This window comes from Pseudomonas sp. TH07 (assembly GCF_016651285.1).
Lineage (GTDB): Bacteria > Pseudomonadota > Gammaproteobacteria > Pseudomonadales > Pseudomonadaceae > Aquipseudomonas.
In genome coordinates this window covers 5,925,159-5,938,277 of sequence record NZ_JAEKED010000001.1, presented here as the reverse complement: position 1 = coordinate 5,938,277, position 13,119 = coordinate 5,925,159, and the positions used below count along the sequence as shown (strand labels likewise).

8 protein-coding genes are annotated in these 13,119 nt (G+C 68.0%); 7 read left to right on the top strand and 1 reads right to left on the bottom strand.

From position 1 onward, the window contains the following. The first annotated feature begins 126 nt into the window (after positions 1-126). From JFU57_RS27115 to JFU57_RS27090, 6 genes are all read left to right on the top strand, one after another. A complete protein-coding gene (locus tag JFU57_RS27115; protein WP_201131426.1) occupies positions 127-2,136 on the top strand; it encodes a TonB-dependent receptor in 2,010 nt (669 codons plus the stop codon). A gap of 17 nt (positions 2,137-2,153) precedes the next feature. Further along, positions 2,154-3,191 (top strand): methyltransferase, encoded by a 1,038-nt coding sequence (locus JFU57_RS27110; protein ID WP_201131425.1) that lies wholly within the window; start codon positions 2,154-2,156, stop codon positions 3,189-3,191. Between the two features lie 44 nt (positions 3,192-3,235). Next, positions 3,236-5,140 (top strand): CoA transferase, encoded by a 1,905-nt coding sequence (locus tag JFU57_RS27105; protein ID WP_201131424.1) that lies wholly within the window; start codon positions 3,236-3,238, stop codon positions 5,138-5,140. Continuing rightward, positions 5,137-7,860, top strand: a complete 2,724-nt coding sequence (locus JFU57_RS27100; RefSeq protein ID WP_201131423.1) for an AMP-binding protein — start codon at positions 5,137-5,139, stop codon at positions 7,858-7,860. The genes JFU57_RS27105 and JFU57_RS27100 overlap by 4 nt, the downstream gene beginning before the upstream one ends. Positions 7,861-7,931: 71 nt before the next feature. Beyond that, positions 7,932-9,146 (top strand): MFS transporter, encoded by a 1,215-nt coding sequence (locus JFU57_RS27095; RefSeq protein WP_201131422.1) that lies wholly within the window; start codon positions 7,932-7,934, stop codon positions 9,144-9,146. 16 nt (positions 9,147-9,162) lie between these two features. Continuing rightward, positions 9,163-10,530 carry an MFS transporter gene (locus JFU57_RS27090; protein ID WP_201131421.1) on the top strand — a complete coding sequence of 456 codons (1,368 nt, stop codon included), beginning with the start codon at positions 9,163-9,165 and terminating at the stop codon, positions 10,528-10,530. A gap of 19 nt (positions 10,531-10,549) precedes the next feature. Here the strand turns inward: JFU57_RS27090 and JFU57_RS27085 are convergent, their stop codons facing one another. Continuing rightward, positions 10,550-11,830: an MFS transporter gene (locus tag JFU57_RS27085; RefSeq protein WP_201131420.1), complete on the bottom strand. Its 1,281-nt coding sequence runs from the start codon at positions 11,828-11,830 to the stop codon at positions 10,550-10,552. Positions 11,831-12,165: 335 nt separating this feature from the next. Between JFU57_RS27085 and JFU57_RS27080 the strand changes: the two genes are divergently transcribed. Further along, positions 12,166-13,113 carry an AraC family transcriptional regulator gene (locus tag JFU57_RS27080; protein ID WP_043228957.1) on the top strand — a complete coding sequence of 316 codons (948 nt, stop codon included), beginning with the start codon at positions 12,166-12,168 and terminating at the stop codon, positions 13,111-13,113. The last annotated feature ends 6 nt before the right edge of the window (positions 13,114-13,119 follow it).

Here is a 13,119-nt window from a genome sequence, read left to right as displayed (position 1 = left end):
GGAATAGTCCGCGCCGGAACCCATAGGAAATTCGTCGGACGGCATATTAATAAGAATGATTATCATTTTTTGCCGCTGTTACCATTTTTGCCATTGACCCAATGAGCACATTTTGGAGCGCATCAAATGAATGTCAGTCAGCCCGGGATCGGTCGTTGTGCCTGGGGAAAAAGCACGCCGTTGTGGGTCGCCCTGATGGTCGCGGCCGCGGCTCCAGCCCAAGCGCTGGAAGAGTTGCCGGCGATCACCGTGACCGCCAACGCCTTGTCCCAGAGCGCCGAGTCGGTGCCGGCGGCGATGAGTGTGTTCGACGGCCAGACCCTGGAACGCGAGCATGTGCAGGACCTGTCGGCGTTGTTGCGGCGGGTGCCGGGTTTTGGCTTCCAGCCCTTCGGCCAGTCGGCGATCCAGCCGCCGGTGGTGCGTGGCATCAGCTCCAACTTCGCCTCTTATTCATCTTCGGCGCTGATGATGGTGGACGGCGTGCCGACCTTCATGGCCCAGGGTTTCGACCACGACATGCTGGGGATCGAACGGGTCGAGGTGCTGCGTGGGCCACAGTCGGCGCTGTATGGGCGCAATGCTGAAGCCGGGGTGGTGAACATCTATACCCGCGCTCCGGACAACACCCCGCACGCCCGGCTTTCCACCGAGCTGGGCAGCCGCGACAAGCGCGTGGCGCGGGCCGACCTCAGCGGGCCGCTGGTGGAGGACCGCTTGTACCTCGGGGTCACCGGCAACTGGAGCGAGCAGGACGGCTATATCGATGACCGCTACCACGGCGGCGAGGCCGACGACCGCAGGAAGCACGGTGGCCGCATGGCCCTGCGCTGGACCCCGGACGACAGCTCCGAAGCCATCCTGCGCTACTCGCGCCAGGACTATGACGACGGCGCGGCCCAGTGGGGCGCCTCCGGCACTCCTCGGGCCAGGGTCAGCTCCGGCGTGCGCGGCTGGGATCACTCCAGTGCCCGCAGCGTCTCCCTGGACCTGAGCACCGAGCTGGCCTCGGGCCTGAAGCTGCGCTCGGTGACCGGCAACAGCGACTTCTACGACCGGGTCTTGCAGGACACCGACTTCCGGCCCGCCGACTCCCTGCACATCGGCCGCGACAACCACTTCAATACCCTGTCCCAGCAGTTCACCGTGGAAGGCTCCCTGGGCGACAGCCAATGGGTCACGGGCATGTATTTCGATCGCGACCGGCACGACCTGGGCGGGGAGCAGAAGACCCCGATGCGCCTGCTGCCCTACAGCTCGAAACTGGAAGGGCACAGCGCCGCGCTGTTCAGCCACTGGATGATTCCGGTGGCCGAGCGCTGGACCCTGACCCTGGGCGGCCGCGCCGAGCGCGACTTTGTGCGCTTCACCCCGGAGGGCGGCGATTCCCGCGACGCCAGCTGGAAGCGCTTCTCGCCCAAGGTCGCCCTGCAATACGAATGGATGGATGACGCATTCGTCTATGCCAGCGTCGCCGACGGTTTCCGCGCTGGCGGTTTCAACACCTTCAGCCCGGCCGCCAACTACCCGGCCTACGCCCCGGAAAAGGTCCGCTCCTGGGAGGTCGGCCTCAAGGGCGGGGCCCTCGACCGCCGCCTGCAGTACTCGGTGGCCCTGTACACCATGAGCATCGACGATATGCAGGTGCAGCAGATGCTCACTCCGGGCGTGGTGTACATCGCCAACGCCGCGTCGGCGCGCTCCAGTGGTCTGGAATTGCAGGCCGACTACCTGCTGGGCAGCGGCTGGAAAGTCCTGGGCGCACTGGCTATCAACCGCACCCGCTTCGACAGTTTCACCGACGGTGCCAGTGACTATTCCGGCAATCACAACCCTTTCGCCCCGGACCTGACCGGCAACCTCGGGCTGCGCTACGACGCCGAGAGCCGCTGGTACACCCAGCTCAACCTGAGCGCCGTGAGCCGTACCTACCTGGACGCGGCCAACAGCAACCGCCGGGCCGGCTACGGCCTGATCGACCTGGACCTGGGGCGCAGCTTCGAGCGCTTCGAGGTCAGCGCCTACGTCAACAACCTGGCCAACAAACGCTACGACGCCGTGGGCTACCAGAACGGTTTCGTGGACGTCTACAGCCCACCTCGGGAGTTGGGACTGCGCCTGACATTCGACTTATAAATAAGGGGATCCAGACCGTGAACATTATTGATTTCAACCACAGCCACCCGCTGCAGGCCTATTGGCAACTGGCCGGCGCTGCGGTCCAGGCCGACGCCCTGACCCTGGCCCTGGAACTGGACCTGTTCAGTGCCCTGGAGCAGCCCCTCGACGTGCCGACCCTGGCTGCGCGCCTGCAGCTGGCGCCGGACATCACCGGGCACTGGCTCGAGCTGCTCTGGAGCATGGCGCTGTTGCAGCGCATCGACGGGCCGGACGGCAGCCGCTATGGCCTGAGCGACACCACTCGCCGCCACTGGCTGCCGGGGCCCCAGGGCTGTGTCGACGCCTGGCATTACCGGCTCAAGGCCTTGCGCCAGACCGGTGCCAGCCTGCGCCAGCGACTCAGCGGCGAGCCGCTCCAGGCGCCGGCCAAGCCCCAGGGCGGCGGGCAGGACTGGGCAGCTGCGGCGGCCAGCCATATCGCCCAGGAGCAACAGGCGATCAGCGTGCCGGCGGTGCTCTCGTTATTGCAGATGCTGCCCGAAGTGCAACGGGCCGAGCGGGTGCTCGACCTCGGTGGCGGGCCGGGGCTGGTGGCCCAGGCTCTGGCCCGGGAATACCCCGGCCTGCACGCGACGGTCTTCGACTGGCCGCCGACCGCTGCCGTGGCCCGGCAGTTGGTGGCCGAGGCCGGCTTGCAGGAGCGGGTGACGACAATGGGCGGCGACCTGTCTCGGGACTCGTTCGGCGAAGGCTATGACGTGATCTGGTGTTCCTCGGTGGTGCATTTCGTGCCCGATTGCCTCGACCTGCTGCGCCGCGTGCTGGGTGCATTGCGCCCGGGCGGGCTGTTTATCAGCGCTCATGCCGAACGTTCCGCGCAGCCCGGGATGAATGCCCGGGTCATGCCGTACTACTTGCCGATGCTGATGGCTGGGCGCTTTGTCCCGCGTGCCGGGGAAATGGCCGGGCTGCTGGCCGAGGCCGGCTTCGCCAGCGTGGAGCACGCCGGTGAATGTGATTTCCCCATGGCGCCGCTGACCGTGCTGCTGGCCCGCAAGGGCGTGCGATGAGCGCCCGGATTCGCGGGCCATTGGACCTTGCAGGAGGCGCAGCCATGACGCTTTATTCCTCTGCCCGGGCGCTCGACCAGAGTCCGGGCGTCTCACTGACAGTCCCTGGGCAGCCCTTGCTCCAGCACCTGACCTTGCAGCTGCCGGCAACGGCCTGGCCCCCTTCGCTGGCTCCGGTCGCCCGGGCTCTGGGGCGGCGCCTCAAGGCCTTGGGCGGGCAGGTGCTGGAGGCCGACGCCACAGCCCCTGGGCCGGGTTTGAATCGATCGGCCCCCGGCTTGCTGGACGACGCCGGACGCCAGGTGGAACTGCACCTGCGGCCCTGGCCGGGGGCCTCGACCCTGGACGCCAGCGCCGCCCTGGTGGAGGCGGTGGTCGGCATCACGGCCCTGCACCAGCGCTCCACCGGCCAGCCATTGCTTCTGGGCGTGGACTACTGCGCCACCTTCAGTGCCTCGCTGCTGCTGACCACGGCCCTGGCCAGCCTGGTGGGGCAGGCGCGGGGTTTGCCCCGGGCGCGGGTCGCCATGAGCCATGGCGGGGCGGCGCTGCTGGCCCTCGGTCAGTACCTGGCCATGGACAGTGCCGACGGCGGCTACCCGCCCGAGCCCGCGCCCCCGGCGGATGCGGCACGGCCGCCCTTTACCAGCGCCGATGGCGTGGTGTTTGAACTGGAGGCGCTGAACCCGGACGCCTGGCTGCGTTTCTGGAACCTGGCCGGTGTTACCACTCCCGTGGCCGGCAAAGGCTGGCGACCGTTCATGCAGCGCTACACCCGGGCCACGGCCTGGTTGCCGGCAGCGCTGTTCAGCGCGGTCGGCGGCCATGGGTTTGCCGCGTTGCAGGCCATGGCCAAAGAGGCCGGCACCGAGCTGTGCGCCCTGCGTCGTTGGCAGGATTGCCGCCATGAGCCATCGTTCCAGCGCTGGATCCAGGGCGGCGGCTGGCGCTGCTTCGACCTGGCCCAGGAGCCTGTCGCCAGCCTGCCCGGCGACCGCCTGCCACCGCAGCAGGCCGGCCTGCCCTTGCAAGGGATCACCGTGGTGGAATGCTGCCGCTTGATCCAGGGCCCATTGGCCGGGCATCTGCTGCGCCTGCTGGGGGCCACGGTGATCAAGGTCGAACCGCCGGGAGGCGATCCGATGCGCGGCATGCCGCCGATGACCGGGGATATCTCGGCGCATTTCGACGCGATCAATCGGGGCAAGCAGTGTGTGCAAATCGATTTGAAAGCGGCCAGCGGGCGCGCCGAGCTGCTGGCGTTGCTGGCCGACGCCGACGTGTTCCTGCACAACTGGGCCCCCGGTCGGGATGCGCAGCTGGACCTGCAGCCGCAGACCCTCGCTCGGTTGATGCCGCAGTTGATCTACGTCTCGGCCTCGGGCTCCGGCCCCGCGCCGACGCCGGAGCACCCTCCGGGTACCGACTTCATGATCCAGGCCTACAGCGGCCTGGCCGCGCGCATCCGCCAGCCCGAAGGGGCCGCTGGCGGGGCGCTGCTCACCCTGATCGACGTCCTCGGCGGGGTGGCTGCGGCCGAGGGCACGGTCGCGGCGCTCTACGCCCGGCAACGCGATGGCCGGGGCCGCTACCTCGATTCGTGCATGGCCGGCGCCGCTGCGCTGTTGCTGGCCGAAGAACCCGCTGAGCCGGTGGCCGGGCAGGCCGGCGCTGTCGCCTGTCGCGACGGCTGGCTGATGCTCGACCTCGCGCAGACCGCCGAAGGCCGCGACTACCTGGGCCGTCTCGAGGCCGGGCCCGGCCTGGCGCGCTGGTGCGCCGAACAGGAGACCCAGGCCTGCTGCGCCGCGTTGCAGGCCCGGGGCCTGATGGCCGTGGCCGTCACTGCCGATCTGCGCCAGTTGCCCGAGCAGCCGCTGCTGGCGGGCGCCTTGCGCCAGTCGGCCTACCTACACGTGAACAACCCCTGGGAGATTTCCAGTTTATGAATGGCGCCTCACTGGCTGATACCCGGACGGCTGTCGCCAGCCATCCGGACCACCCCGAATTTATCGATCTGGTGCCCGGCTCCCTGCGTCGACAGTGGCGTGAGCAAGGGCTGTACAGCGGGCTCGACCTGTTCTCCTCGTTTTACCGGCTGGCCTTGCAGCAACCTCGGGCGCTGGCGGTGGCGGATGCCGAGCACAGCCTGGATTACCAGCAGTTGCTGGAGCGCGCCCTGAGCCTGGCCCATGCCCTGGGGCAACAGGGCGTGGTCGCCGGCGATGTGGTGGCGGTGAACCTGGCCAATGGCTGGCAGGCCTGCGCCCTGGACTTGGCCGTGGCAGCGCTGGGGGCGGTGGTCCTGCCGTTTCCCATCGGCCGCAAGAAGCGTGAAAGCCGATCGCTGTTGCAGCGCTCCCGGGCCAAGGCCCTGGTCTGCTCGCGCTGGGTCGGCGAGACCGACTACGGGGCACTGATCGATGAGCTGGCCGAGCAATTGCCGGCCTTGCGCATCCGCATTCTGCAAGGCCAGGCCCGGGAGGGCTGGCTGGATCTGGATCGACTCTGGGACGGGCCGAGGCTGGCCTTCGAACCGGGGCGGATCGACGCCGACGGCCCGGCGCGGCTGATCGCGTCCTCGGGGTCTGAGTCGGAGCCCAAGCTGGTGGCCTATTCCCACAACGGCCTGCTCGGTGGCCAGGCGGCCTACCTCGACAGCCTGAGCCGCAGCGACGCTCCGGTGCGGGCCCTGTTTTGCGTGCCCCTGGCGTCGCCCTTCGGCTCCCTGGCCACCTCCTGTGTGATGGCCGCCCAGGGCGGGGCCCTGGTCACCTTGCCGCGTTTCGATCCGGACGAGGTGTTGCGGGCGGTGGTCCGGCATCAGGTCACCCACCTGTACGCCGGGCCGAACATGGTCGACCTGTTGTTGGCCAGCCCGCTGTTGCAGCAAGCGCCCTGGTCCGGGAGCAGCCTGGCGCTGGAAGCGATCATCAGCGGCGGTTCGGCCCTCAGCGCCGAGACCGCCCGTGGCGTGCAGCGCCTGCTGGGGTGCCGCTTGATCCAGTCCTATGGGTCCGCCGATGGCGTGGCCTGCCACACGGCCCTCGACGACCCGGCCTCGGTGCTGGTGGCCAGCGTGGGCAAGCCGGACCCGCGAGTGGTCGGCATCCGCATCGTGGATGAACAGCAACAGGCGCTGCCGATGGGCGAAGTGGGCGAGATCTGGGCCCTCGGGCCCATGACCCCGCTGTGCTACTACGGCGCCCCGGAGCTGAACCAGAGCGCCCGGGCCCCGGGTGGCTGGGTCAAGACTGGTGACAGGGGCCGGCTCGACGCGCAGGGGCGGCTGCAGGTGGTGGGCCGCAAATCCGACGTGATCCTGCGCAAGGGGATCAAGGTCAATGCCGGGGAGCTGGAAATGCTCCTCCACGAACATCCCCAGGTGCTGGACGTGGCGGTGGTCGCCGTGCCTCGCGCCGGCGGCGAAAGCTGGGTCCAGGCCTGCGTGGTCCTGCGCGATCCCGGGCAGGGCTTGAGCCTGGAGGCAGTCAATCACTTCCTGCAGCACCAGATCGGCCTTGAACGCTTCAAGTGGCCGGACGCCGTCAGCCTGCACCCGGCCTTTCCCCTGGCCCCTTCGGGCAAGGTCGACAAAGCAACTTTACGTGACGAACTAGCGAGGAACAGCATGAACCAATCCGTTTCCCCCGTGACCCTGAGCGCCGCCCCGATCCTCGACATCCTGACCGGTGTCGAACGCGCCGGGGTCCTGCGCGCCGCCATCGAACTCAAGGTCTTCGACGGCCTGGCCGAGCAGGCCGCCAGCGCCGCGACCCTGGCCCGGGAACTGGGCACCAGCGAGCGCGGCATGCGCATCCTGCTGTCGGCCCTGGCCGGCCTCGGCCTGCTGCAAGTCGGTGGCGACGGGCGCTATGCCCTCAACGACCTGTCGCGGCGCTACCTGCTGAGCGAGAGCCTGCAGTACGTGGGCGGTCTGGCCCAGGTCTACAGCGCCGACCTGATGTGGGAAACCTTCCGCGATTTCAAAAGCGCGGTGATCGCCGGCAAAAGCACCCTGGCGCAGAACATCGAGGCCGATGACCACCCGTACTGGCAGGAGTTTTCTGCGGGGATCGAAAGCACCAGCCGCACCACGGCGCGCCGGGTGGTGGCGCTGTTGGATGAGTGGACGGCGCGGCAAGCGCGGCTGCGGATTCTCGACGTAGCCTGCGGCAACGGTATCTACGGCTTCACCTTTGCCCAGAAGTATCCCCAGGCCCAGGTCACCGGCCTCGACTGGCCGTCGGTGGCCAGCGTCACTGAAGGCTTTGCCCGACAGTTCGGGGTGGCCGAGCGGGCGCGGGTGATTGGCGGCGATATCTTTTCGGTGGAGATCCCCGGCCAGTACGAACTGGTGATCATGAGCCAGATCCTCCACCACTTCGATCCCGAGCGATGCCGGCAGTTGATCGCCCGCGCCCGTGCGGTGCTGGCCCCCGGCGGCAAGCTGCTGATCAGCGACTTCATGACCACCGCGATCGACCCGGCCCTGGACCCGCTGCCACGCCTGTTCGCCGCGCAGATGCTCGGCCTGACCGACTGCGGCGACACCTACGCGGTGAGCTTTATCCAGTCGCTGCTGCTGGAACAGGGCTTTACCGAGGTCAAGGCCCAGCCGCTCAAGGGCCTGCCGATCCACTGCCTGGTGGCCAGCGCTCCGGCCTGATCCGCGCTACCCGCTGTCAACCGGCGCATGGGCCTGCCATGCGCACGGTTTCCCATTGTCTGGAGGTTTGCATGAACGTTGAACAATCCGCCGTCACCGGGCTTCGCCCGCGTGCTTCGGCGCGCGGCGAGCTGTGGCTGCTGCTGGGTTTTATTGTGGTGACGCTGAACCTGCGGATCGCCTTCGCCGGGGTTGGGCCGATCCTCGGCGAACTGCGCCTGAGCGCGACCCAGGCGACCCTGATCGCCTCGCTGCCACCGATCTGCCTGAGCCTGTTCGCCCTGGTCGGTGTGCGCCTGCGCCAGCGCTTCGGTGAGGAGCGCACGCTGTTCGCCGCGTTGCTGGTGCTGGCGCTCGGTTGCGGGGTCCGGGCCCTGGGCGTGCAAGGCCTGTTTGTCGGCACCTTGCTCGCCGGGGTCGGCATCGCGGTGATGAACGTGGTGGTGCCGGCCCTGGTGCGCAAGCGGTTCCAGCCGACCCAGATCGGTCACATGATGGGCCTGTTTTCCCTGATGCTCGGCGGTGGCGCGGTGTTGACCGCCGGCTTGACCGTGCCGATCTACCAGGGCTTGGGGGCGACGGTCGACGCCGCTTACCTGACCCTGGGCGCCTGGGCCATCCCGGCCTTGATCGCCCTGGTGTTCTGGGCGCCCCAGTTGGGCCATGGGCAGCCGCTTGCGGCGACGGGCGCAGTGGCCAGCGGGGGCGGGATTCGGGTCCTGAAGAATCGCACCGCCTGGTCGATCACTCTGTTCTTCGGTTTCCAGGCCCTGAACCTCTACGCCTTGCTGGCCTGGTTGCCGAGCATCTATGTCGAGCGCGGTGCCACGGTCGCCGAGGCGGCGCTGTACCTGGCGGTGTCCCAGGTGGGCCTGGTGCTGGGGGGCTATTTTGCGCCGGTGCTGGCGGCCCGGGTCAGGGACCAGCGTGGTTACATTGCCGCTACCGTGGGCTTGTGCCTCGCGGGGTGCCTGGGCCTGCTGTACGCGCCCTTGCCGCTGGCCTGGCTGGCGGTCCTGGTGCTGGGCATCGGCCAGGGCGCAGGGCCGGCCCTGAGTGCCCTGCTGTTTGTGCTGCGCAGCCCCGATCAGCAGGTCACCACCCAGTTGTCGGCCATGGCCCAGGGTTTCGGTTTCATGATCGCCGTGCTCGGCCCGCTGGGCATGGGCTTGCTGCATCAGTATTCCGGGGGCTGGGTTCTGCCGTTGCAGGCCTTGATCGGCATCCTGTTGTTCGAACTCTGTGTCTCCTTGCGTGCCGGCAAGCCCGGCACCCTGGCTGATTGAGCGGGGGAGAAGCGCCATGACCCACGCCCGGGAGACCCTGGAGCACCTGTCATTGAGTACCCAGATCAACGCCCGCATCGAAGGCCTGCCGGTGGTCGGCTGGCAGGCCCGGGTGCGCCTGTTGTTGGGGGTGATCACCTTTTTCGAAGCCTTCGACCTGCTGCTGATTTCCTTCACCCTGCCGCTGCTCAAGCAGCAGTGGCAGCTGGACCCGACCCAGGTCACCCTGATTATCGGCAGCGGCACCCTGGGCATGCTCCTTGGTGCGCTGTTCGCCGGGGCCCTGGCCGACCGGGTGGGGCGCAAGCCGGTGTTGCTGGCGGCGATGCTCCTGACCGGGCTGTTCAGTGCGCTGATCGCCTGTTCCAGCGATTGGCAAGGGCTGCTGCTGGGGCGCCTGCTGCAAGGGATCGGGATTGGCGCCGAGGTGCCGATCGCCGCGCTGTACCTTAGTGAAATCGTCAGCGCCAGGGTCCGCAGGCGTTTTGTGCTGGTGTATGAGCTGTCCTTTCCCTGCGGCCTGATGTTCGCCGGGATGGCCTGCACCTGGGCATTGCCGCTGATGGGCTGGCGTCCGCTGTACTGGCTGGGCAGCGTGCCTCTGCTTCTGGCGGTGCTGGTCTACGCCTATGTACCCGAGTCGGCGCGCTGGCTGGCGGCGCGAGGCCAGTTCCGGCGGGCCCAGGCGTGCATGGCGCACATGGAGCGGGCCACCGGTTGCGCGGTGCCCGAACCGACGCCGGTCGAGGACCTGACAACCGCGGGCCGCCGGGCCAGCGTGGGCTGGCGGCAACTGTTCAACCCTGGGCTGCGGCATGCCTCGGCCAGCGTCGCGGCCTTGTGGTTCCTCGGTTACCTGGTGAATTTCGCCTTGTTGATCTGGCTGCCGAGCCTGTATGTCGAGGTGTTTTCCACGTCTCTGGCGCAGGCCCTGAACTTCGCCTTGTTGAGCAACGTCGCCGGCCTTGCCGGGTGCATGGCCGGCGCTGGGTGCGTCGATCGGATCGGCCGCGTGCCGCTGCTGTTCGGCGGCTACCTGGGGGCCGGTCTGAGCCTGGTCTTGATTGCGCTGACGGTGGCCGCGCAGCAGGTGTTGCTGGTGGCGCTGCTGGCGGCCAGTTGTTCGTTTTTTCTGTACGCGGCGAACATGAGCCTGCACCTCTACACGCCCGAGCTGTACCCCACGTTACTGCGGGGCAAGGGCGCGGCGTGGGGCGCATTGTGCAACCGCAGCGGGGCCCTGCTGGGCTCCATCGGCATGGGCTGGCTGCTGGCCTGGGACTGGGGGGCGATGGCGATTTTCATCCTGCTGGGCGGGCTGTTGCTGCTGGCCAGCGCCATCGCCCTGCAGGCCCGGGAAACCAAAGGCCGGGCGCTGGGTTGAGGCAGTGCCGGATAGAGGCTTATGAACCCTGCAGTTGCCCGGGCTGATGGGAAGGGCGGTCAAGGCTGAAGATCCGCTTGCGGCTGTGCCAGGCCAGGAGGAATACCACGGTCAGGCCCACCAGCAGGCAGCTCAACATGCCGGAGTAGCCGAGACGGTCGAGCAGCACTCCGGCAAGGATCGGCACCAGGGTGCGGGTGGCGACGAACAGGCTCGACTGGATGCCGTAGTCCAGGGCCGCCAGCCCGGGGCGGGTGTGGTACATCATCAAGCCGAACATCAGGCCGGCCGAGGCGCCCATCGCCAGGGCCACAAGCATGGCGGCGGCGATCAAGGCGGTGTGACCCAGGCCGGCCACCACCACCAGGGTCAGGAAACCGATGGCCAACAGATTGCCCAGGGCCAGCAGCGGCAGGCTGATGCTGGCGCCGATCAGGCGAGTCAGGCGTCCGGCGAGCATGCTGGAGAGGGCGCCGACCAGGCCGCCAACAATCCCGACGATAAGGGCGATGCGGTCCGCAGCGAACCCCTGGTCGAGCATCAGCGGCTTGAGGTACAGCCACACCGCACCGAGGAACGGGTAGTACAGCAGCACCAGCAAGCCCCAGACGCGATGTTCGGCCACTGCAAAGTAGCCCGGCCATTGGCGCCAGCCGGCCTGCACCGGCAGCGGCTCGGGCCGAGCCAGGGACGGCGCCTCGGGTTGCCCGGCCCCGGGCTTGAGCCAGGGCAGCAGCGCAGCCCCCGACAGCAGGCCCAGGCCCAGTACGTAGAAAGGCCAGGCCCAGCCGGTGCGGGTGTGCAGCAGCAACATGACGCCACCGCCGACAATCGCCCCCAGGGACATGGCTGCGGAGCGAATGGCACCGGCGCGGACCCGTTCCGACTCCGGGAGGATCTGGATCGCCAGGGCGTTCAGCGGCACATCGGCCCAGGTGCCGAGCACGCTGACCAGCATCGCCAGGAGGAACATCAGGCGCGGCTCGGTGTTGCCCAGGTCATGGGCCGCGAGCAGCCACAAGGCGCCGGCGTAGCCGAGCACCAGCACCAGGCTCCAGTTGCGGTAGCTGGCCCGGCCCAGCCGATAGCGATCGACCGGGGTGGCCAGGAGGAATTTGAACATGGCGGGCAGGCCGGCCAGTTGCATCAGACCGATCTGGGTACCGCTCCAGCCGTTCTGGCGCATGACCAAAGGCAGGCCGATGTACAGGTAGATCAGGGGCGCGGTGAGCGCCAGGTTGAGCCAGCCCAGCAACAGCTGTTGGGGCCACCATGAGGTGCGGGGAGCGGGGATCGGCATCGAACAATTCCTTATGGGCGTCGGATCAGGCGCAGGCCCGCCTCCCGGGGCGGGCGGCAGGCGATGACTGGGTCGCCCTGGTCATCCGCGGCGGGGTGGCGCAGGCGGATAGGGCTGGTCAGGACGGTATGTTAGTGCAATCCGAGATGAGAATGATTAGCATTGCGTGTGCGTGGCGGTGAATAACCTATGGGAAACGGCTGGCGGCCTTGGGTCTGCCGGGCGCTGTAGTCGGATCCGCTGCCATCAGATCGGTGCCGGCTTCGCCGTGGCACCGCAAGGAAGCCAGGCAAGCGCGGCCGTTCGAGTCAGGCACGCGCGTTGAGGGAATGGAAATGCGAGAGTTATCGAGCCCGGCCCGGGCCAGTCAGGATTCATCGGCGTCTTCCTCCTGGACGCAGTTCGAGGGCGCTGCGGGAACGGGCAACTATCAGGTCGAGCGGCTGGACTGTGAAGCGGGGTTCACGGTGATCAAGTCCCAGATGACCGCCCACAAGATCTGCGCCGAGCTGTGCCAGCACCAGGGGGCGGAGCGCATGCTGGTGATTGCCTTCGCGTTGTCCGGGCAGTCGGAGTTCCGTTGCCCGAACGGCCGGGAAATGAAGTTTCAGCCCAACCAGGCGACGGTCTCGGTTTTTCGCGAGGGCCAGGGCCAGCGGGTGTACGCCGCCGACACGCCGATCCAGCAATTGCGCCTGGTGGTGACCGAGTCGGCCCTGGCCCGATTCGTTGGCCCGGAGCGCTGCCAGGGCCTGCTCGGCAGCGCCCTGGGCCAGCATGAAAGCTTTCGCCAGGTGGCCTGCTGCGACATCAACCCCAGCGAGCACCTGCGGCGCCTGAAAAGCCCGAGCATCCACCACCAGGACGGCCTGACCCAGCGCATTCATGCCTTGAGCCTGCTGTCGGAGCAGCTCCAGGCCCTCGAAGTGGCCCCGAGCCGCCAGGCCAAGTTGACCGCTCGGGACCTGGACACCCTGGATCGCATTGACCTGTACATGCAGTCCAATCTGGACCAGCCGCTGAACAACGCCTACCTGTGCGCGGCCATGGGGGTCAGCGAGTACCGGCTCAAGGAATACTTTCGCCAGGTCCACGGCATCAGCCCGGGACGTTACCTGCTGGAGCTGCGGATGAACCGCGCGCGGGAATTGCTGGGCGCCGGCTATCGGGTGTCCGAGGTGGCGTACAAGGTCGGTTACCAGCACCCGAACAACCTGACGGCGGCGTTTACCCGGCACTTTGGCCATACGCCCAAATCGGTGTGTGGCAACCGCGCCACCTGAGTCTGG